The organism is Pandoraea morbifera, assembly GCF_902459575.1.
In the GTDB taxonomy this organism is placed as follows: domain Bacteria; phylum Pseudomonadota; class Gammaproteobacteria; order Burkholderiales; family Burkholderiaceae; genus Pandoraea; species Pandoraea morbifera.
This window is the reverse complement of record NZ_CABPSD010000017.1, coordinates 1-20496: the sequence shown is the minus strand read 5'-3', so window position 1 is coordinate 20496 and position 20496 is coordinate 1. Positions and strand designations below refer to the sequence as shown.

At 66.8% G+C, this 20496-nt stretch carries 22 protein-coding genes, 1 other RNA gene and 1 riboswitch; of the genes, 12 read left to right on the top strand and 11 right to left on the bottom strand.

All coding sequences use genetic code 11. The features are described from left to right. The first annotated feature begins 12 nt into the window (after positions 1 to 12). The 4 genes from PMO31116_RS20925 to panD all read left to right on the top strand — a co-directional run bounded on the left by PMO31116_RS20925 (position 13) and on the right by panD (position 2729). Positions 13 to 195, top strand: coding sequence for a DUF3460 family protein (locus PMO31116_RS20925; protein WP_023597115.1), 183 nt, complete (start codon positions 13 to 15; stop codon positions 193 to 195). Positions 196 to 434: 239 nt separating this feature from the next. Next, positions 435 to 1295, top strand: coding sequence for a segregation and condensation protein A (locus tag PMO31116_RS20920; protein WP_150568413.1), 861 nt, complete (start codon positions 435 to 437; stop codon positions 1293 to 1295). Positions 1296 to 1323: 28 nt separating this feature from the next. Then, positions 1324 to 2160, top strand: a complete 837-nt coding sequence (gene panC, locus PMO31116_RS20915) for a pantoate--beta-alanine ligase (RefSeq protein WP_150568381.1) — start codon at positions 1324 to 1326, stop codon at positions 2158 to 2160. 140 nt (positions 2161 to 2300) lie between these two features. After that, positions 2301 to 2729: an aspartate 1-decarboxylase gene (gene panD / locus PMO31116_RS20910; RefSeq protein WP_023597118.1), complete on the top strand. Its 429-nt coding sequence runs from the start codon at positions 2301 to 2303 to the stop codon at positions 2727 to 2729. A 68-nt stretch (positions 2730 to 2797) separates the two neighbouring features. Here panD and PMO31116_RS20905 read toward each other — a convergent pair whose 3' ends face one another. Both PMO31116_RS20905 and PMO31116_RS20900 read right to left on the bottom strand, forming a co-directional pair. Beyond that, positions 2798 to 3421, bottom strand: coding sequence for a ParA family protein (locus PMO31116_RS20905; protein ID WP_150568412.1), 624 nt, complete (start codon positions 3419 to 3421; stop codon positions 2798 to 2800). 122 nt (positions 3422 to 3543) lie between these two features. Next, positions 3544 to 5070, bottom strand: coding sequence for a cobyric acid synthase (locus tag PMO31116_RS20900; RefSeq protein ID WP_246185411.1), 1527 nt, complete (start codon positions 5068 to 5070; stop codon positions 3544 to 3546). A gap of 40 nt (positions 5071 to 5110) precedes the next feature. Between PMO31116_RS20900 and cobU the strand changes: the two genes are divergently transcribed. From cobU to PMO31116_RS20880, 4 genes are all read left to right on the top strand, one after another. Beyond that, positions 5111 to 5662 carry a bifunctional adenosylcobinamide kinase/adenosylcobinamide-phosphate guanylyltransferase gene (cobU, locus tag PMO31116_RS20895; protein ID WP_150568379.1) on the top strand — a complete coding sequence of 184 codons (552 nt, stop codon included), beginning with the start codon at positions 5111 to 5113 and terminating at the stop codon, positions 5660 to 5662. Between the two features lie 6 nt (positions 5663 to 5668). Next, positions 5669 to 6649, top strand: a complete 981-nt coding sequence (gene cbiB, locus PMO31116_RS20890) for an adenosylcobinamide-phosphate synthase CbiB (protein WP_150568378.1) — start codon at positions 5669 to 5671, stop codon at positions 6647 to 6649. Positions 6650 to 6674: 25 nt separating this feature from the next. Continuing rightward, complete coding sequence (cobD, locus tag PMO31116_RS20885) at positions 6675 to 7733, top strand: threonine-phosphate decarboxylase CobD (RefSeq protein WP_150568377.1); 1059 nt, start codon at positions 6675 to 6677, stop codon at positions 7731 to 7733. Positions 7734 to 7985: 252 nt separating this feature from the next. Next, complete coding sequence (locus PMO31116_RS20880; RefSeq protein WP_023597123.1) at positions 7986 to 8198, top strand: hypothetical protein; 213 nt, start codon at positions 7986 to 7988, stop codon at positions 8196 to 8198. A gap of 204 nt (positions 8199 to 8402) precedes the next feature. Here the strand turns inward: PMO31116_RS20880 and PMO31116_RS23820 are convergent, their stop codons facing one another. Then, on the bottom strand, positions 8403 to 8576 hold the full coding sequence (locus PMO31116_RS23820; RefSeq protein ID WP_155252880.1) for a hypothetical protein: 174 nt from the start codon (positions 8574 to 8576) through the stop codon (positions 8403 to 8405). A gap of 367 nt (positions 8577 to 8943) precedes the next feature. Here PMO31116_RS23820 and PMO31116_RS20875 point away from each other — a divergent pair, with 367 nt between their 5' ends. Then, a complete protein-coding gene (locus PMO31116_RS20875; protein WP_246185417.1) occupies positions 8944 to 9855 on the top strand; it encodes a cobalamin-binding protein in 912 nt (303 codons plus the stop codon). 38 nt (positions 9856 to 9893) lie between these two features. On the opposite strand, the gene cobC is transcribed toward PMO31116_RS20875, so the two are convergent. The 7 genes from cobC to PMO31116_RS20840 all read right to left on the bottom strand — a co-directional run bounded on the left by cobC (position 9894) and on the right by PMO31116_RS20840 (position 17133). Further along, positions 9894 to 10493, bottom strand: coding sequence for an alpha-ribazole phosphatase family protein (gene cobC / locus PMO31116_RS20870; RefSeq protein ID WP_150568375.1), 600 nt, complete (start codon positions 10491 to 10493; stop codon positions 9894 to 9896). Beyond that, positions 10484 to 11386, bottom strand: coding sequence for an adenosylcobinamide-GDP ribazoletransferase (locus tag PMO31116_RS20865; protein ID WP_150568374.1), 903 nt, complete (start codon positions 11384 to 11386; stop codon positions 10484 to 10486). Before PMO31116_RS20865 ends, cobC begins: the two co-directional genes overlap by 10 nt. Next, positions 11383 to 12465 carry a nicotinate-nucleotide--dimethylbenzimidazole phosphoribosyltransferase gene (gene cobT, locus PMO31116_RS20860; RefSeq protein WP_150568373.1) on the bottom strand — a complete coding sequence of 361 codons (1083 nt, stop codon included), beginning with the start codon at positions 12463 to 12465 and terminating at the stop codon, positions 11383 to 11385. The genes PMO31116_RS20865 and cobT overlap by 4 nt, the downstream gene beginning before the upstream one ends. A 33-nt stretch (positions 12466 to 12498) precedes the next feature. Next, on the bottom strand, positions 12499 to 13152 hold the full coding sequence (gene cobO / locus PMO31116_RS20855; protein WP_150568372.1) for a cob(I)yrinic acid a,c-diamide adenosyltransferase: 654 nt from the start codon (positions 13150 to 13152) through the stop codon (positions 12499 to 12501). A 136-nt stretch (positions 13153 to 13288) separates the two neighbouring features. Continuing rightward, complete coding sequence (locus tag PMO31116_RS20850; protein ID WP_150568371.1) at positions 13289 to 14113, bottom strand: ABC transporter ATP-binding protein; 825 nt, start codon at positions 14111 to 14113, stop codon at positions 13289 to 13291. Further along, positions 14110 to 15105, bottom strand: a complete 996-nt coding sequence (locus tag PMO31116_RS20845; protein WP_150568370.1) for a FecCD family ABC transporter permease — start codon at positions 15103 to 15105, stop codon at positions 14110 to 14112. Before PMO31116_RS20845 ends, PMO31116_RS20850 begins: the two co-directional genes overlap by 4 nt. Positions 15106 to 15141: 36 nt before the next feature. After that, complete coding sequence (locus PMO31116_RS20840) at positions 15142 to 17133, bottom strand: TonB-dependent receptor plug domain-containing protein (RefSeq protein ID WP_150568369.1); 1992 nt, start codon at positions 17131 to 17133, stop codon at positions 15142 to 15144. A 151-nt stretch (positions 17134 to 17284) separates the two neighbouring features. Then, positions 17285 to 17536: riboswitch (cobalamin riboswitch) on the bottom strand. A gap of 89 nt (positions 17537 to 17625) precedes the next feature. Between PMO31116_RS20840 and PMO31116_RS20835 the strand changes: the two genes are divergently transcribed. The 3 genes from PMO31116_RS20835 (at position 17626) to ssrS (ending at position 18461) form a co-directional block, all read left to right on the top strand. Further along, positions 17626 to 17937, top strand: coding sequence for a hypothetical protein (locus PMO31116_RS20835; RefSeq protein WP_023597132.1), 312 nt, complete (start codon positions 17626 to 17628; stop codon positions 17935 to 17937). Further along, a complete protein-coding gene (locus PMO31116_RS20830; RefSeq protein WP_023597133.1) occupies positions 17934 to 18245 on the top strand; it encodes a cell division protein ZapA in 312 nt (103 codons plus the stop codon). The genes PMO31116_RS20835 and PMO31116_RS20830 overlap by 4 nt, the downstream gene beginning before the upstream one ends. A 34-nt stretch (positions 18246 to 18279) precedes the next feature. Continuing rightward, positions 18280 to 18461, top strand: a non-coding RNA gene (ssrS, locus tag PMO31116_RS20825) — 6S RNA. A gap of 105 nt (positions 18462 to 18566) precedes the next feature. Here ssrS and PMO31116_RS20820 read toward each other — a convergent pair. Beyond that, a complete protein-coding gene (locus PMO31116_RS20820; RefSeq protein WP_150568368.1) occupies positions 18567 to 20348 on the bottom strand; it encodes an acyl-CoA dehydrogenase in 1782 nt (593 codons plus the stop codon). Between the last annotated feature and the right edge of the window lie 148 nt (positions 20349 to 20496).

Below are 20496 nucleotides of genomic sequence, written 5' to 3'. Positions count from 1 at the left end.
AGCAATTCGACCATGTACGAGTCCGACATCACCCAATTCATCAAGCAATTGAAGGCTGAGAAGCCGACGCTGGAAGCGGAGCAGCGCCAGGGCCGCGCCCTGCTGTGGGACAAGCAACCGATCGATCTGGACGAGCGTAGCCGCGCCCAGCAGTCGCGCGTGGCCCAGCAGCCGTACGTCTACCAGAGCGAGTAAATCGCCCTGCCCCGCCTTCCTGTCCATTCCGGCCGAGTCCCGCATTGAATCCGAGCACGCCCGACGATCCGTCGCATCCTGCCGAGCCGATCCCCGAGATCGTGCCGGTGCGGGAGCACGCCGACGCCGCGCCCGGAGATGCGACGGCGGATGCGTCGGCGCGGCAAGTGGTTGAAGGCAGCGCCGAGGGCGACACCGAGGGCGTCGTCGGCGTGGCGCCCGGGGCCGCGCCCGCCCGGCTGCGCCCGCCCGGCCAGGCAGCCACCGAGCTGCCCGCGCCTCAGGAAGGGCACGATTCCACACCCGATACCGTCGACGGTGTCGCTCGGGCGCGCCTTTACGGCGAGCCGCTCTTCGCGCTGCCGAACGACCTCTACATTCCGCCGGATGCCCTCGAGGTCTTTCTCGAAGCCTTCGAAGGTCCGCTCGACCTGTTGCTGTATCTGATCCGCAAGCAGAACTTCAACGTGCTCGACATTCCGATGGCGCAGGTCACCAAGCAGTATCTGCTCTACGTCGATCAGATTCGTCGGACCAATCTCGAGCTTGCGTCGGAGTACCTGCTCATGGCGGCGATGCTCATCGAGATCAAGTCGCGCATGCTACTGCCGGTCAAGAAGGCCGACACGGGCGAGGAAGCCGAGGACCCGCGCGCGGAACTGGTACGCCGCCTGCTCGAATACGAACAGATGAAGCTTGCCGCGCAAAAACTCGACACGCTGCCGGTGCTCGGACGCGATTTTCTGCGCTCGCAGGTCTACATCGAACAAAGCCTCCAGCCGCGCTTCCCCGACGTCGATGCCGAGGATTTGCGCGCGGCCTGGGCCGAGGTGCTGCGCCGGGCCAAGCTGGTGCAGCATCACAAGATCTCGCGCGAGGAGCTCTCGGTGCGCGAGCACATGAGCCAGATTCTGCGGCGATTGCAGGGAGCGCGCTTCATGGAGTTCACCGAACTCTTCGACGTCACGCGCGGCGTGCCCGTCGTCGTGGTCAACTTCATCGCCATGCTCGAACTCTCGCGCGAATCGCTGCTCGAGATCACGCAGGCCGAGCCGTTCGCGCCGATCTATGTGCGCCTGACCTATTCTCCCAACGCGTAAGTTCGCTTGCGCCACGCACGGAACCCCAATGAAAGTCATCCCCTCGATTCAGGAACTGCGCGACCAGATGCGCGGGCAGAATCGCGTCGCCTTCGTGCCCACCATGGGCAATCTGCATGAAGGGCACCTGTCGCTGATGCGCCTCGCGCGCCAGCACGGCGATCCGGTCGTGGCCAGCATTTTCGTGAACCGCCTGCAGTTCGGGCCGAACGAGGATTTCGACAAGTATCCGCGCACGATGGCCGACGATGTCGAGAAGCTCACGCGCGAGAACGTCTACGTGCTGTTCGCGCCGGACGAGAAGGAGATGTACCCGGAGCCACAGGAATACCGGGTCGAGCCGCCGCACGATCTGGGCGACATTCTCGAAGGCGAATTCCGCCCCGGCTTCTTCAAGGGCGTATGCACGGTCGTGACCAAGCTCTTTTCCTGCGTACAGCCGCGCGTGGCCGTGTTCGGCAAGAAGGATTACCAGCAACTGATGATCGTGCGCAGCATGTGCCGTCAGTTCGCGCTGCCCATCGAGATCATCGCCGCCGAGACCGTGCGCGCCGACGACGGCCTGGCGCTGTCCTCGCGCAACCGTTATCTCTCCGACACCGAGCGCGCCGAAGCTCCGGAGCTCTACCGACTGCTCAACCAGATTCGCGACGACGTGAACGGCGGCAACACGGACTACGCGGCCCTTGAGGCCGCCGCCATGCAAACGCTCGTCGCACGCGGCTGGAAGCCGGACTACGTGTCGATCCGTCAGCGCGCGAATCTGCGTGTGCCGGCCCCGGGCGCGGCACCGGCCGAAAGCCTGGTCGTGCTCGCGGCCGCCAAGCTCGGCTCGACGCGCCTGATCGACAATCTCGAGATCTGAGCGCCGGAGCGCGCGGCACATGGCCTTGCGGCCGGTGTTGCGCGCCCCGGCGCAAGTCGCGCGCGTGACGCCGGAGGCGGTCGCGTGCGCATCACATTCGTCGCGCCAGGTGCGCGACACCGCAACACAAGAGGCAAGCCATGTACCGCACCATGCTCAAGTCGAAGATCCACCGCGCCACCGTGACGCATTGCGAATTGCATTACGAGGGCTCGTGCGCGATCGACGAAAACCTGCTCGAAGCCTCGGGCCTCGTCGAAAATGAGCAGATCGACATCTTCAACGTCAATAACGGCGAGCGTTTCACCACCTACGCCATTCGCGGCGAGCGCGGGAGCGGCATGATCTCGCTGAACGGCGCAGCCGCGCGTCGCGCGCAGCTAGGCGACATCGTGATCATCGTGTCGTACGCACAGGTCGAAGAGAAGGAAGTGCTGGCCGGCTTCAAGCCGAAACTGGTGTTCGTCGACGAGAAGAACGTGCAGAAGGGCGAGCGCGATCACGTGCCGCTGCAAGCCTGGGAAGACACCCGCGCATTCGAGGCCGCCGCGCAGACCGCCGCCAAGTAAGGCTGGCGACGCGCGCCAATGCCAAAGGGGCCCTCGGGCCCCTTTTTCGTTGGTGCCAGCGCGCGAGGTTATCGGTCGACGAACGCCGTGATGCCGTCCCACTGCGGCAGATCGCGCTCCACGCGCCCCGGCGCCACGTCCCACAGCGTGAGCCCGTGTGCGGCAAGCTGCACGTAGTTCTGGGTGTTGCGCAACATGCCGAGCACCGGCAGCCCGGCCTCGTCGCAATAGCGCGCCAGTTCATCGGCCGCGCGCGTGCGCGCATCGACGCGCATGCCCACCACGCCGATGCGTACGCCCCCCTCGCGCACGCGCTTTTCTTGCGCGAGCTTCTGCAGAAAGTCACGCGTGGCCAGAATGTCGAAGATCGACGGCTGCAACGGCACCAGCACGTGATCGGCCAGCTTGAGGATCGCGTCGAGGCGCTTGCCGTGCAGACCGGCCGGCGTATCGAGCACGGCATGGGTCGTGCCCTTGGGCGGACGGGCGACGTCGTTGTGATCGACCTCCCACGCGGCGATCGGACGCACCACGCTCGGACGCAACCCCAGCCAGGCCCGGGAGGATTGCTGCCGGTCGGTGTCGCCGAGCATCACGGCATGGCCCTGCGCCGCCAGATACCCGGCCAGATTCGTTGCGAGCGTGCTCTTGCCCACGCCCCCCTTTGGATTCGCCACCACGATCACCGGCATCACACGCTCCCCGAGGTCGATTTTCCGCACATCTTACAACGGCTCCAGGGCCGTTCGATGGCGGCTCGGTGGCGGCCCGTCAGCCGCCTCGGCTCGGATCGCTCCGACGTCCGGCGGGGCGCTCAGCGCAGGCAGCCCCACACGCGCGTCAGGTCCAGATGCGTCGCCAGCGAATCGGCCAGCCGCTCCAGGGACGCCTCTCGCAACGCGTTGTAATCCAGCGTCGCCGCGTCGCTCGCGCCCGCCCACGCGAGCATCGCCGCGAGCGCCTGCGGTGTATCGAACAAGCCATGCACGTACGTACCCATGACCTGATCGTCCGCCGAGCGCGCCCCGTCGGCAACCACCGTGGCGTCGGTGCCGTCGCCCCCTTCCCTCGTGAGCCAGAGGGCGGGCCGCTCGAGCGCCGCCCCATGGGTGACGCCCATGTGGATCTCGTAACCGCTGACCGGCGCATTTCCTTCGCTCAGCCGCCCGTTCACGACGCGCAGTTGCTTGGTCGCCGCCATCGTCGTCTCGATCTCGAGCCAGCCAAGCCCCGCCGTCGAGCCTGCCTCGCCCTCGAGACCGAGCGGATCGTGAATCCACGCGCCCAGCATTTGCAATCCGCCGCAAATGCCGAGCACCTTGCCGCCGTAGCGCAGATGACGCGCGATCGCCGGCGCCCAGCCCTGGGCGCGCAACCACGCGAGATCCGCACGCACGTGCTTGCTACCCGGCAGGATCACGAGATCGCTCGCCGGCCAGGGCTCGCCGGCGCCGACGTAGCGAAAGTCGACCTGCGGGTGCGCCCGCAAGGCGTCGAAATCGGTGTGATTGCTGATTCGGGGCAAGGCCGGCACCGCCACGCGAAGACGCGTCTCGCCGCTCGGGGCCGCGTGACGCTCGCCCGGCAGCATGTCCTCCCCGTCCAGATGCAGCCCGTGAAGATAGGGCAGCACGCCGAGTACCGGAATGCCCGTGCGGGCTTCCACCCATTCCAGACCGCTCGCGAGCAGCGACGGATCGCCGCGAAACCGATTGATGACGAACCCTCGGATACGTGCGCGCTCGCTGTCCGAAAGACAGGCCAGCGTGCCGACCAGTTGGGCGAACACGCCGCCGCGGTCGATGTCGGCCACGAGCAGCACGGGCGCGTCGACGGCTTCGGCGAAACCCATGTTGGCGATGTCGCGGGCGCGCAGGTTCACTTCGGCCGGGCTTCCCGCGCCTTCGACGAGCACGGCGTCGTAGCCGTGCCGCAGGCGCTCGTAGGCGGCGAGCACGGCCGCCATGGCGCGTGGCTTGTACGCCTGATAGGCGCGGGCATCGAGATCGGCCACGACCTTGCCGCCGATGATCACCTGCGCGCCGCGATCGCTGCTCGGCTTGAGCAGCACGGGATTGAAGTCGGTGTGCGGCGCCACGCCGGCAGCCTGCGCCTGAAGCGCCTGGGCGCGTCCGATCTCGCCGCCGTCGGCCGTCACCGCGCTGTTGAGCGCCATGTTCTGCGGCTTGAACGGCGCGACGCGCACGCCCTCGCGATGCAGCAGGCGGCACAGCCCGGCCACCAGGGTGCTCTTGCCCGCGTCCGACGACGTGCCCTGAATCATCAGGGTGCCCCGGCGCCCGCCGGCAGGCGCGCGGAAATTGACAGGGATTTCACTCATGGCGCGAATTATCGCATCGGGCGCTCGTACAATATCGCCCATGAGTGCCCTCGACCTGACTTTCGTGCTGGGCGGTGCGCGCTCCGGCAAGAGCGCGTATGCCGAGCGCCTGGCCGGACAAAGCGGCCTGCCGGTCACCTATCTCGCGACCGCCGCCGCCAGCGACGAGCCCGAGATGCGCGCGCGTATCGCCCATCACCGCGCCAGCCGTCCCTCGCACTGGCGCACACGCGAAGTCGGCCGCGATCTGGCGGGCGCCCTGCGCGACGTGGCCTGCGACGGACAATGCGTACTCGTCGATTGCCTGCCATTGTGGCTTGCCGGCTGGCTCTGCCCGCCCGACGATCATCCCGACGGTCCGGCCAGCGACGCGCAATGGCGCGAGACGCTCGACTCGCTCGCGCGCACGCTCGCGTCCCTGCCCGGCAAGATCGTCGTCGTCAGCAACGAAATCGGACTCGGCGTGATCCCGATGGGATCGCTCACGCGGCGCTACGTCGACGAACTCGGACGTCTGAACCAACGCGTGGCCGCGCTGGCCCCGCAAGTGCGTTTTATCGTCGCCGGCCTGCCCATGGCCGTCAAAGGATGATCGACGATGCTCACCGGCCTCGCTCCCGAATCGCTCTGGCTCGCCGCACTGATCGGCGTGTTGCTCGATGCCTGGCTTGGCGAGCCGCGCCGATGGCATCCGCTCGTGGGCTTTGGCCGTGTTGCCAACGGCGTGCAGGCATGGCTCAACGACCCCGACACCCGTGACAAACCCCTGAGCGCCATGACGCGCGGACTGTGGGCCTGGTCGCTCATGCTCGTGCTGCCCGTGCTGATCGCCTGGGCACTCACGTTCCTGCCCGGCTGGGGCGGCGTGCTGTGGCAAGCGCTGGCGCTGTACGCCGCGCTGGGTGCGCGCAGCCTGCGCGAGCACGTGATGCCCATCGCCCGCGCGCTACGCGACGGCGACCTCGCGCAGGCGCGCGCCCTCACGGCGCGCATCGTCTCGCGCGACACCGAAGACGCCAGTGCGTCCGACCTCGCTCGCGCTGCTGTCGAATCGACGCTCGAGAACGGCAACGACGCCATCTTCGGTGCGCTCTTCTGGTTCGCGATCGCGGGAGCCCCGGGCGTGGTGCTGTTCCGGTTGGCGAACACGCTGGACGCCATGTGGGGCTATCGCACCGACCAGTTCGTCTACTTCGGACGCCCCGCCGCGCGCATCGACGATGTGCTGAACTGGATTCCCGCCCGTCTGACGGCCGCAAGCTACGCAATCTTCGGCGACATGTCGCGCGCCATCACCTGTTGGCGCACGCAGGCCGGCGCCTGGTCGAGCCCGAACGCCGGACCGGTGATGGCCGCCGGCGCCGGGAGCCTGGGCGTGCAACTCGGCGGCCCGGCGCGCTATCACGGCGAATGGGAAACGCGCCCGGCGCTGGGCTGCGGCATGGCGCCTTCCGCGCAACATATCAAGGCCGCCTGGCGCCTCATCTCGCGCTCGATGTGGATGTGGCTGCTCGTGAGCGGCGCACTCGCCCTCTTCGCCGCATCGCAGGCCGACACCATGCCCGTGAGCCTGGTGTGAGCGCGCGGCGACTCCATTTGCATTCATGGCAGCCAACGAATTCGACACACGCCTTGCCTCACACACCCCCCGCCACGGCGGGAATCTCGGCGAAGCCGTAGCCCGGTATCGACGTCCTCGTGAAGACTGGCTCGATCTGTCGACCGGCATCAACCCGATCGGATATCCCGTCCCGATGCCGCCGCCCAGCGTCTGGCGCGACCTGCCGGACGCCTTCGACGATCTGCTCGACGTCGCGGCGCGCTATTACGGGGTGCCCGCCGGCAACGTCGTGCCCTGTGCCGGATCGCAAGCGGCGATCCGGGCGCTGCCCGCCCTGCTGCGTCCAGGCCGCGTGGCGATCGCCACCCTGACCTACAGCGAGTACGCGCCAGCCTTTGCAATGGCCGGCCATATTTGTGTGCCGTGGCTCGGCCCGGAAGCCGGATTGCCCGACGTCGACTATCTGGTTTGGGTAAATCCCGATAATCCAACAACGCGGTGCGTGGCGCCCGAGACCCTCTCACGGTGGCAAGGTACGTTGGCGCGTCGCGGCGGCCTGCTCATCGTGGACGAGGCTTTCGCCGACGTGTCGCCGTCCATGTCGATGGCGCCGCATGTGGGTCGCGACGGCCTGGTGGTACTGCGTTCCGTGGGAAAGTTCTTTGGGTTGGCGGGCATTCGTGCCGGGTTCGCACTCTGCCCCGAATCCCTGGTGAAGCGGCTCGGCGAGCGGCTGGGCGCGTGGACGGTCAGCGGACCGGCAAGGTTCGCTGTCCGAACCGCCTTGCGCGACACGGCCTGGCAGGCAGCGGCGCGCGAGCGTTTGCTGCGCGACGGAGAGCGGCTGCTGGGCTTGTTGCGGGCGCAGGAATGGCCCGCGCTGGGCACGCCGTTGTTCGTCTGGAGCGCACATGCACTGGCGCCCCGGTGGCACGCGCAACTGGCCGGGCAAGGTATCTGGACACGCCTGTTCGACCCCCGTACCGTCACGCTCGGCGACGGCGGCACGCGCACCTTGCCGAGCCTGCGCGTTGGCCTGCCTGACAGCGAGTCCGCGTGGCAGCGACTGGGCGCGGCGCTCGCCTCGATCCCGCGCGCCTGATCGGTTCGCGCAAGCATTTGGGGAACTGCGTTGGGACGCGGGCATCCAAATTCCTCGTTATGCTTTGCATCGGGCGCCTCGCCGCGCAACCGTCGTTCAGGTGGTTTACATGCGATTGGGCGGCGTGCATAACGGCCCGTTTCGTTACAAATTGAAGCATTTCTGCAACAAATGCACACAGTCATCGCCCATGGGCGCCGTTAGACTGAAGGTTCTTTCGCAAGGGCTTTCCCAAGATAAAAGGACGACCAAATGAAAAAACTGCCTCTGTTGCTTGCTACGCTCCTGACCGCTGCCGTCGTGACGGCAGGTTGCTCGAAGAAGGAAGACCAATCGGCCGCACCGGCCGCCGACACGTCGGCGACGGCACCGGCCACGGCTGCACCGGCCAGCGATGCGGGCGGCGCCATGAGCGCTCCGGCGTCCGACGCAGGCGCGGCCGCACCGGCACCGGCGTCGAACTAACGCCAGGCAAGGCTCGGTGCGTCACTGTTACGGCCGCCGTGCCGTAATGCAGTGCGCCGAGCCGCCCGGTTTCGACGCTTGGCTCCAGTAACGCGCTGACATCCTTCGAAACCGGTTTGACGACCGCGCCCCCTGTCCTCTTCGGAGACAGGGGGCGCGGTCGTTTGCGTTCGCACTCACGCCTGTGCCTGCATCAGCGGCGCCTCATTTGACCACGGTCACCCCGCCGTCGATCACACCGTAGGCCTTCACCTTGCTCGATCCGGCGGATGCATTGGCGCCATCCGGGCCGCCAGGCGCGGCGCACGCACCGAGCATCGTCGCCAATACGAGCGTCAACGCGCTCTTCCAGCCCATCCTTCCGAAATTTCGCTTCACGAATTCCACTCCTTATTGCATTGCCCGTCGTCGTCGACGAGGCCGATTTCCTGTTCCTGTCGGGGCCATCGCGCTCAAATCCGGTAACGCGTCATTCGCGCGTGCGGCCCCGCCCAATACGTCACGCGGAGTTCGACAGCATTGGCGTGGCATCGGTTCGCCGGGAGATCGCCGCGCGCGTGCGCGCCGCCCTTGCCGGAACGCCCCAACGCATTGAAAATGGCGGACCGGCCGGCGCGGCGAACTTGCGCCGGCGGACTCCCTGCCCTCTGCGGCGGCCACCCCGTTGTCCGCCCCTGCTCCGATGTCACTCGATCATTCTGCCCCGCTCGCCTCTCACACGCCTCGGCGCGCAACGTTGGCCCTCCTGAAGCGGGCCGCCGTGGCGGCCACCGGTCTTGCCCTCCTTGTCGCGTCTTCCATCGCGCACGCCGCCGTAACGGTCAAGGACGACTCGGGCGCCACGGTCACACTGCCCGCGCCGGCCCGGCGCGTGGTGAGTCTCTCGCCGCACGCAACCGAATTGCTCTTTGCGGCCGGGGCCGGTGACAAGGTCGTGGGCGTCGTGAAGTATTCCGATTTTCCGGAGGCCGCCCGCCGCCTGCCGCGCGTGGGCGACAACAGCGCGCTCGATCTCGAGCGCATCCTCGCGCTCAAGCCCGATCTGATCGTGGTGTGGATGCACGGCAACTCGCAACGCCAGGTCGAAGCCCTGCGCCAACTCAAGCTACCGGTGTTCTATTCCGAACCCAAGCATCTGACCGATCTGCCCGCGGCCATCGAAACGCTGGGCACGTTGATGGGAACGCCCGCGAAGGCGCGGGCGTCAGCGGATGCGTTCCGCACGCGCTACGAGGCGCTGCGCAAGCAGTACGCGTCCCGCGCGCCGGTGTCGGTGTTCTATCAGGTGTGGACGCAACCGCTCATGACGCTCAATGGCACGCACATGGTGAGCGACGTCATCCGGCTGTGCGGCGGCGTGAACATCTTCGCCGATGAGGCGCCGCTCGTCCCTCGCGTGTCGGTCGAGGCCGTGCTCGCGAAGCAGCCCGAGGCGATGTTCACCGCCACGCCGGGCGCCACCGCGTCGGACAAGCCCCTCGCCACGCTCGACAACTGGCGCAAATGGCCGCAGTTGCCCGCCGTCGCCCACGACAATCTGTTCGGCATCGACGGCGACCTCATCAATCGCCCGGGCCCGCGCATTCTCGACGGCGCACGGGCGATGTGCGAAGACCTCGACATCGCTCGCGCACGCCGCACGCCATCGGCGAAGTAGCCACCGACCAGGGGCACGTGCGACGCGGGTACGCCGGGTTACCCGTTCCAGCGCACCAGTCGCGCCTGGCCATCGTCGGCCAGTCGAAGCTGGCACAGACCGCCGAAATCGAGCGTCCACGACAGACATGCGGTCGTCGGCAAACGCAGCAGCGTGGCCGCATGCAGCCGGATCGGCCCCGCATGCGCCACGACCACGTGGACATCGTCGTGCGCGCATGCCGCGTCACGAAGCGTCCGCATCCAGGCATCCATGCGCAAGGCGACGTCGCGCGCCGACTCGCCGCCGGGCGGTCTGAATCCGGCAACGTCGCGCGCCCATGCGTCGAGATCGTGCCGGGAGATGTCGTCCCAGGGCTGCATTTCCCAGGCCCCGAAATTCATTTCGGCCAGACGCGCGTCTTCGCGCACGGGCAATCCGAACGTCAGCGCGAGCGCATCGGCGGCGTGCCGCGCGCGTTGCAGCGGACTGCTGTGCAAGGCCACGGGCATGCGAGCGCCGAGCAGCACCGCGAGCCGCGAGCGCATCGAGGCGAGCGTGGCGTCGAAGCGCGTGCGATCGAGCGCGAGATCGGTGCGGCCATAGCACCGCGCTGGCGGCACATCCGGCGGCGGATGCCGCATCAGAATCAGATCCATGCGCACACCGTCAGGTACAGGGCCAGCTCGCCGAGCTGTTGCGCGAAACCGAGCGTGTCGCCGGTGTAGCCACCGAGGCGGCGACGCAAATAGCGGACAATACCGGTACGCAGTGCCACCAGCACTGCGGCGCCGCTCACGCCGGCGCGCCAATCCGGCCAGATCCACCACGGCGCGCTGCACATCACGCCGAACGTCAGTGCGCCAAGACTCAGGCGCTGCGCTATCGGCTTGGCCTTGCCCTGCGCACGCACGTAATCGAGCGAGCGCAGCAAGCTGATCGCCATGCTGCGACTTGCGGCATGCGCACCGATCGATACGACGGCGAAGCCGCCCCATCCGGCGGCCGCCTGAATGTCGACGAGCGCCTGCCATTTGATCGCCAGCGCGAGCCAGAGCGCCACCGCGCCATAGGTGCCGATGCGCGAGTCGTGCATGATGTCCAGCACTCGCTCGCGCGTGAAGGCGCCGCCGAAGGCGTCGACGGCATCGGCGAGGCCGTCTTCATGAAAGGCTCCGGTGAGCAGAACGCTCACGGCAAGTCCCATCGCGATCGCCAGATGCGGCGACCACAGTGCCCCCATCGCCACCGTAAGCCCCGCGACGAGCGCGCCGACAAACACCCCCACGAGCGGGAAATAGCGCGTCGCGGCGTTCAGTTGCTCGGGCGAATAGCCGACCCACCGTGGAATCGGCACGCGGGTGAAGAAACCCAATGCGGTGAGAAACAGCCGGCACTGTCCCTTGAGTCCGCCGAACGACACTTCGCCGCTACCAGGCACGTCCACGTGCGGCGAAGCCGCCGCAGCCGTCAGGGCCGGCGGCGGGGCGCCGTCGTCGCTGCGCCGACCGTGCTCGTGGTCGTGCCGCGGATCGGACGGCAAAGGCGTCATGACGCGCCGGCCTCCCGGTCGCTGACGCCCGCGCCCTCGAACGTGGCCATCTCGCGCAGGAATGCGGCGGCGGCTTGGATGACCGGCATGGCCAGCGCCGCGCCCGTCCCCTCGCCCAGGCGCAGGCCCAGTTGCAACAGGGGCTGCGCGCCGAGCGCGTCGAGCATGGCACGGTGGCCGGTCTCGTCCGAGGCGTGTGCGAAGACGCAATAATCGAGTACGGCCGGCGACACGCGTGCGGCGACCAGCAACGCCGACGTGCTGATGAAGCCGTCGACCACGATCACCAGCCCGAGCTTGGCCGCGGCGAGATAGGCGCCGGTCATCATGGCGATCTCGAAACCGCCGAACGTGGCGAGCGTGTCGAGCGGGTCCGGGGTCGGGTCGGACGAGGGATGCGCCGCGAGCGCGCGCTCGAGCACGGACGTCTTGCGCACGAGCCCCGCCTCGTCCACGCCCGTGCCGCGCCCAACGCACGCTGCGAGTGGAAGACCGGTCAGCCGTTGCATCAGGCATGCCGCCGACGACGTATTGCCGATCCCCATCTCGCCGAAGCCGATCATCCGCGTACCGCGCGACGCGTGCGCGACGACGCGGGCCGCTCCCGCGGCAAGCGCGGTCTCGAGTTGTTCGCGCGTCATGGCCGGCGCGTCGAGGAAGTTGCGCGTTGCGCGCGCCACCGGAATGTCGACGAGCGACGCGTGTGCCGGAAAATCGGCAGCCACGCCGGCGTTCACCACTTCCAGTTCGATGCCCTGCGCGCGACAGAACACGTTGATGGCGGCCCCGCCACGCAGGAAGTTGAGCACCATCTGCGCGGTCACCGCCTGGGGATAAGGACTGACGCCCGCCGCGACGATGCCGTGGTCGCCCGCGAACACGAGCATGGCCGGACGCGTTAGCACGGGCGCGTCGCTCTGCTGAATGCGGCCGACCTGCAGCGCCACCCGCTCCAGGGCGCCGAGACTACCGGGCGGTTTGGTCTTGATGTCGATGGCGTGCCGCAGGCGAGCGTCCATCGCCGCCGACGGCGCGGCAATGTCGAACAGTTCGGAGAGCAACGGGCTGAAAGCGGTCATACGGAGAAACTTCCTGATACGTTAGGACAACGATTACATTTCGACGCCGGGCTGCGCGCGAATCCCTTCCGCAAACGCGTGCTTGACCGGCGTCATGTCAGTCACCGTGTGGGCGGCGTCGATGAGCGCCTGCGGTGCGCCGCGACCGGTGATCACGACATGCTGCATTTCGGGACGCGCCTTCAGATCGGCGATCACGGTGTCCACGTCGAGATAGCCGAGCTTGAGCGCGATGTTCAGCTCGTCGAACAGCACGAGCCCGATTGCGGGGTCGCGCAACATGCGCCGCGCCTGCGCCCAGGCGGCCTGCGCCTTGGCGATGTCGCGTTCGCGGTCCTGCGTGTCCCAAGTGTAGCCCTCGCCCATCACGTGGAACTCGCAGGCCTCGGGAAAGCGGCGAAGGAATTTCTCTTCGCCCGTGGGAATCGCGCCCTTGATGAACTGCACGACGCCCGTCTTCATGCCGTGCCCCATGGCGCGCATCACCATGCCAAAGCCCGAGCTCGACTTGCCCTTGCCGTTGCCGGTGGTGACGACGATCACACCGCAGTCGCGCTGTGCCTTGGCGATCTTGTCGTCGATCACCGCCTTCTTTCGCACCATGCGTTCGCGATGGCGGGTATTGCGTCCGTCGTCGTCGGTCGGGCCCGTCGAATCCGGTTCACGGGAAATCGGTTCTTGCGTCATGCACGAAACCTTTCAAAATGCGGGCACGCGGCGCGGATCGTCCGCGTGCGGGGTGAAAGCATGCCCCGGGCGCCAGCGAACGCCGCGCGCTTCGAGGTACGGATAGCGATACGGATCAACCTTCGGGCCGCAACGCTCATGATCGGCGTACAGGAATCAGCGCCTCGTCGTCGCCGTCGCGAATGAGACGCAGCGGATACCCGAATGCATCGCTGCAATGCTCGGCGCTGAGCACCTCGCGCACGACGCCGGCACGCCACCCGCCTCGGCCGTCGAGCAGCAGTGCATGCGTGGCGAAGCGGCGCGCGAGGTTCAGATCGTGACACGAGAAGACGACCGCGGCGTCGTCTCGCGCGGCGTGATTGGCCAGACACGTCAGCGCATCGATCTGATGATGCAGATCGAGGTGCGAGACGGGTTCATCGAGCAGCAGCAGCGGCGTGGCCTGCGCCAATACCGCCGCAAGCGACACGCGCTGCCGCTCCCCGCCGGAGAGCGTGGTCACGTCACGCGCGGCGAAACCCGTCATGCCGACCTGGGCGAGCGCCGCCATGGCTGCATCGACGTCGGCGTCCGACTCCCAGGCGCCCCAGCGCCCCTGTACGAGATGCGGATGACGCCCCGCGAGGACCACTTCCAGCGCGCTCGCGCCGAACGCGTCCCGGGTGTGCTGTGGCATGAGCGCCCGAACCTTGGCCAGCGCCGCCGGTCGCCATTGCGCCAGCGACCTGCCGCCTATCTCCACGCGGCCGCCGGCCTGGATCGACGCGTTGCGCTGGGCCCGGGCGTCGAGTTCGCGCAGCCCCGCGAGCGTGCCAAGCAGCGTCGTCTTGCCCGCGCCGTTGGGGCCGGCCAGACACCAGCACTCGCCAGGGGCGACCACCAGATCGAGCCAGTCGACGAGCGGGCGCTGACCGGCGCGCAGCGTCAGGGCGTGGGTTTGCAGCAACGGGGCGCTCATCGGATCACCCTGCGCGAGAGCAGCCAGAGGAATACCGGCACGCCGATCATCGCGGTGATGACGCCCACGGGCAACTGCGTCGGCGCAAGCACCGTACGGGCGATGAGGTCCGCCAGCATGAGAAGCGTGCCGCCCGCGAGCGCCGCCGCCGGGAGCAGCATGCGCTGATCGTTGCCGAAGCGCTGCCGCAGGATATGCGGCACGACCAGGCCGACGAAGCCGATGCTGCCGCCCGTCGTCACGGAAACCGCCGTGGCCAGCGACGCCGCCAGGTACACACGCGCGCGCAGCGGGCCGACCGCCACACCGACGGCCTGCGCAACGGCTTCGCCGCGCAGCAGCACGTTCAGGCGATGCGCGACCGGGCACACGATGAGCAGCGTCGCGCCGAGGGTGACGAGCGGCAACGCAGCGCGATCGACACCGTTCAGATCGCCGGTAAGCCAGAACAGCATGCCGCGCAGGCTGGCGTCGGGCGCGAGCGTGAGAATGAGCGTGGCGAGTGCACCGAACCCGGCGGCCATCATCACGCCGGTAAGCAGCAGCCGGGTGCTGGTGTCCTGATCGCCGGGACGAAGAAAGCTGCGATGGGAGAGCGCCATCACGAGGACGATGGCGGCGAGCGCACCGAGGAAGGCGCTCGTCTGCACCCAGAAGAACGGGAGCGTGAGCGCGAGTGCGCCCAGCGCGGCAACGCCCGCGCCGCCGGAGATGCCCAGCACGTAAGGATCGGCCAGCGGATTGCGCAGTAAGGTTTGCATCAGCGTGCCCGCCACCGCGAGCAGGCCGCCGCATGCGAAGGCCGCCAGCGCACGCGGCAGGCGCAGGCGCCACACCACGTCGCCCGCGAGGCCGGCGTCGTGCCCGAGCGCGAGCGTGCCGAGCGCGCGCAGTGAGACCGGCACGCTCCCCAGCATGAGCGACGCCACCAGGATGGTCAGTGCAAGCGCTGCCAGTCCCGTCCAGATGGCGAGGGCGCGGCGCAGCGTCATGGCGTGCCGCACCGTGCAATGCCCGTCAGGGCATCGTCAGAACTGCTTCCAGCCGAGCGAGACGTAGATTGCGCGTCCGAGGGTGTTGTAGCCATAGACCGTCTGGTAGTTCTTGTTGAAGACGTTGTCCAGATGCGCCGAGACGTACCAGGATTTGTCGATATCGTAGCGTGCCTGCAAGTTCACGAGCGTGTAAGCGCCGAGATGCTGACCGCCCGTATCGTAACGCTCGCCGCTGTAGAACACATCGCCACCGACCGAATACTTGCCGAGGAACTTCTGCGTCACACCGACCGAGGCGAATTGCTTCGCGCGGCGCGCGAGCACCTTGTTGGCATCGAGATCCGTCGGGTTCTGCCGGGTGAAGGAGGCCCGTACGTCCGTGCCCGTCCACTGGATCTTGCCCTGATAGGTCAGCTCCAGGCCCTCGACGCGGGCGTTCGCCACGTTCGCCGCCGTGTAGGGCGATACGGTGAGCGACTGGATCAGGTTCGTGTAGTTGGTGCGAAACAGGGCCAGCTTGGCCAGGCCGAAACGCTCATCGTAGAACTGCACGGCGAGTTCCTTCGAGATGGAGCGCTCGGGTTGCAGGTTCGGATTGCCGAAGCCGGGGTAGAACAGTTCGTTGAAGGTCGGTGCGCGGAAGCCGTCCGATGCGTTGGCCATCAGCTTCCACTGCGGCGTGAGGCGATAGCCGTAGCCGACCCAGTAACTGTTCGCGCCGCCGAAATCGGAGTAGATGTCGCGACGCACGGTGGCCTGCACCTCGTGCTTCTGCGCGAAGACGCCTTCGTAGCCCACGTAGAAGGAGTCGAGGTGGCGGTTGTTGCGGTTGTAGACCGTGCTGCTGTCGACCGTCTGCTCCTGGCGCGTGTAGCCGCCGATCAGCTTCTGGTCCGGCATGAAGACATATTCGTTGGCCCAGTCGATCTGGTGGGTCGACGTGTGGAAGTTGCCGTTGCCTTTGCCGTTCAGGTAGTTGTAGCTGTAGTCGTCGCCCTGCGTGACGCTCAGGCGCGTGTTCCACTTGTCGGTGACGTTGCCCTTCGCGTACGCGGAGAGCTGGCGCACGCGGGCATCGGTGTCGTTCAGGTCGGTGGGCCTGCCGAAGGCGTTGTCGTAGCTGCTGCTGCCGTCGCTCTGGAACAGTCGTGCGCCGATCTCCCACGTGTCGCCGAGCTTGCGCGAGAGCGACGCACTCACGCTCGTATTGTCGTCGCCGTTGCGGTTCGGGTTGGCTTTCGGGAGGAAACGCGGGTCCTGCGCGGAAATGCCATTGGTGTGAAAGCGCGAGACGTCCAGCGAGAAGCGCGTCTTGCCATCTTCGAACGACCCCGCGATGCCGGCGTTGGCCTGCGTGGTGTTATTCGTGCCGTAGCCGACTTCGGCGTGCATCCTGGGCGGGCCGCCATGCCCCTGGCGCGTGAAGATCTGGATCACGCCGCCCACCGCTTGCGAACCGTACAGCGCCGAGACATTGCCACGCACGATCTCGATATGATCGATTTGCGACACAGGAATCTGGGCGATGTTGGTCGTGCCGGTCGTGGCCGAATTCACCGGCACGCCATCGATGAGCACCAGCGAGGCGTTCGAGGCCGCGCCACGCATGAAGAGGCTTGCCGACGTGCCGAAGCCGCCGTTCTGGACGATTTCGACGCCCGCCTGACCGCGCAGCAACGAAGGCAGGTCCTGCGCCTGGCTGGCCTCGATCTGGGCGCGCGTGATGACCGAGGTGGAGGCCAGTGTATCCGCGAGCTTCTGCTCGCTGCGCGACGCGGTCACGACGGTGGTGTTGAGTGTGGCGTCTGACGAGGCGGACGAGGCGGTCGATTGCGCCTGCGCCGCCGCGCCGGTCGCCAGCAGGGCGGCGGCAAGGGCGAAACGACTCGGGGCGTGAAACCGAGAGGGCTTGCACAGGGTTGATCGCGGGGTCAGTCGGGACAGCATGGAGAGGACGGCGGGTGCCGGCGCGAGACGCGCCAGTGCAGGCGCGTGCGGCGCCATCGCGCGAACGTGGGTGCGCATGATCGGGTGTGACTTCCGTAGTTTTCTTATTGCCTAGACCCGTTCCCCCGCGGGCCGCCGGCGCAAGGGGAGCGCCGGTGACACGTCACGGATGCCGGGCATCGATACATGAAAACGACGAAGGCCGCCACGGCAAGGCCGGACGGCGCGCTTTTCCCCACTCACTGCGGCCGGTATCCGGGCTGGTCATCATGGCGCCTGACCGGCCTTCCCGCGAGCGGGTAGCTCACAGTGGCGATATAGGCGAGGCGCGTTTTCGGAAACCTTTCGGGCCGAAAGAATGACTTACCGTTGCGGGGGCAGCACAGGTTGGCCAGCCCGTGTGGGGACGCGGCTCCCTGTTTCCCGTTTAACTGCGCATGCCGGGGGGGCGTGCGCGAGCACCGAAGTGCCGCAAGTGTAGGGGCCATTCGAACGAGCGTCAATGCTCGATCGTCGGGCATTGGCCGCCGATTCCGTTAGAATGTAGGGCAATCAAGAGGACGCAGCCCGATGCTCACCGATCTCGACAATCTCACCGACAAAATTGAACAGTTGGTTGTGATCAGCCAACGTTTCCATCAACACAACCAGGCACTGCTCGCCGAACTCGATCGCGCGCGCGTCGAATGCGAGGACACGCGCACGGCCCTCGAGCAATTGCGCGCCGAGCGTGACGCCCTGCGTTTGCAGCGCGATCAGCTCGCCGCGAAGATCGACGAGGCACAGGTTCGCCTGAATGCCATCCTGGAAAAGCTCCCGACGCAAAACCCCGCTGAAGGTCAGATGGATCTGCTCGGCACCCCCGGTGGAGAAAACGCATGACGATCAAGCAGCTCGAAGTCAATATTCTGGAACAGTCCTACCGGCTCGCCTGCCCGCCGGAACACGAAGCCGATCTGCTGGCCTCGGTGTCGCGCGTGGATGCCGAAATGAGCAAGGTTCGGGCACAAAGCAGCGTGCGCGGTACCGACCGCATTGCCGTCATGGCAGCGTTGAGCCTGGCATCCGAATTGCTTGCACTGGAGAAAAGTATTGCTGCCGGACAAGCATTCCCCGCCGAAGAAATTCAGAGTAGAATGCAACGCATGAACGAACGACTGAGTGCAGTGATCGATCAGTATCAAAGCTGAAAGACATCCACCGTCGCTCGATTCGAAAGGTTAGTTTTCCCTGCCTGGTTCGCGAAAGTCATAGATTCCTTGAACCAATGATCTGTTGCAGGTTGCGGAAGTTTGTAGTGCTGGCGTGAGCGTCACTCTGTCTGATGAACCCAAAGCGCTACTAACCGCGACCACCTTGAACCTCACGGTTCAGGATGCCGGCTTAGCGGCTGAGGCGGGGACCCAATACACGGCACTGCGTACGCAGTGCCGTTTTTTTTCGGCATCGCGAAGGCCATCCTCGTGGCGTCGGAGGCACTCAGGCCGGCCAGGCGCCGGCCCTGCCATCCATCAGAACTGCGCTTCGTCGAGCGACAGTGCCGAATCCGCCCCTTGCGTGATCGACTGCGCCAGACCCGGCGCCTGCGTGAGAATGTGATCCGCGAAGAAGCGCGAGGTCCCGATCTTCGCGTCGTAGAACGACGGGTCCTGATCTCGCAGTTTCTGCGCGGCGAGCAACGAACGGCCCATCTGCCAGCCGCCCAGCACGATCCCTGCGAGTTTCAGATACGGCACGCTGCCGGCGAATACCGCATTGGGGTTGTCCTGCGTATTGGCGAGTACGTAGTCCACCACCATCGACAGCGCTTCGCGTCCCTTGGCAAGGCGTTCAGCCACCGCCGCTCCCACACCGCCCGCCGCACGCAACGCGTTCTCGGTCGCCATGATCTGCTCGCACAGCGCATTCGCCACCGCGCCACGATCGCGCAAGGTCTTGCGACCAATGAGATCGTTTGCCTGAATCGCCGTCGTGCCTTCGTAGATCGGCAGGATGCGTGCGTCGCGATAATACTGCGCCGCACCGGTCTCTTCGATGAAACCCATGCCGCCGTGCACCTGCACACCAAGGCTCGTGACCTCCAGCGACATCTCGGTGCTCCAGCCCTTCACGATCGGCACGAGGAATTCGTAGACCGCCTGCGCGCGTTGGCGTGCTTGCGCGTCGGCCGCGTGATGCCCGATGTCGGCCTGCGCGGCCGCCACGTAGGCCAGCGCGCGCGCGCCTTCAGTGAGCGCGCGCATCGTCATCAGCATGCGCTTGACGTCGGGGTGGTGAATGATCGCCACTGCCTCGCGCGAAGTGCCGTCCACCGGGCGGCTTTGCAGACGATCGCGGGCGTAGGCCACGGCATGTTGATATGCGCGCTCGGCAACCGCCACGCCCTGCATGCCGACGGCGAAGCGCGCGGCGTTCATCATGATGAACATGTACTCGAGGCCGCGATTCTCTTCGCCAACGAGGTAGCCTGTCGCGCCACCGTTGTCGCCGAACTGCAGGACGGCGGTCGGGCTCGCCTTGATACCGAGCTTGTGTTCGATGGACACGCAGTGAACGTCGTTACGCGCACCGAGCTTGCCCTCGGCGTCGACATGGAACTTCGGCACGATGAACAGCGAGATGCCCTTCACGCCCGGCGGCGCATCCGGCGTACGCGCCAGCACGAGGTGGACGATGTTCTCGGCCATGTCATGCTCGCCGAACGTGATGAAGATCTTCGTGCCGAAGAGGCGATAGCTGCCATCGGCTTCGCGTTCGGCGCGCGTGCGCACCAGCGCGAGATCGGACCCGGCTTGCGGCTCCGTGAGGTTCATCGTGCCGGTCCACTCGCCCGAGAGCAGCTTCGGGACGTAGAGCGCGCGCTGCGCATCGCTGCCCGCAGTGAGCAGCGCTTCGACCGCGCCGTCGGTCAGGAGCGGGCATAGTGCGAACGACAGGTTCGCGGCGTTGAGCATCTCGGTGCATGGCGTGGCCACGAGCTTGGGCAAGCCCTGGCCTCCAAATGCCTGCGGATGCGCCACGCCTTGCCATCCCGCTTCGGAGAACTGACGGAAGGCGTCCTTGAAGCCGGGCGTGGTCGTGACCACGCCGTCCTTCCACGTGCTCGGCTGCTGGTCGCCGATGACGTTCAGCGGCGCGAGCACTTCCTGATTGAAGCGCGCCGCCTCTTCGAGCACGGCTTGCGCGAGTTCGGGCGAAGCGTCTTCATAACCGGGCAGCTTCGAGATGCTCGTCAGGTCCGCCAGTTCGTTCATGACGAACTGCATGTCCTTGATCGGGGCCTGATAACTCATGTCGTTCCTCCAAGGGATTCCGATTGCCTGCGGATGGTGGCGAATGCCGGGATTCTTGTTGTTCTGTTTGACCGATTCGCATGAAGACGCTCCGACGTGACCGCCACGCCTCCTCATGCGGATCGGTTGCGGGGCCGGCTCCGGCTCG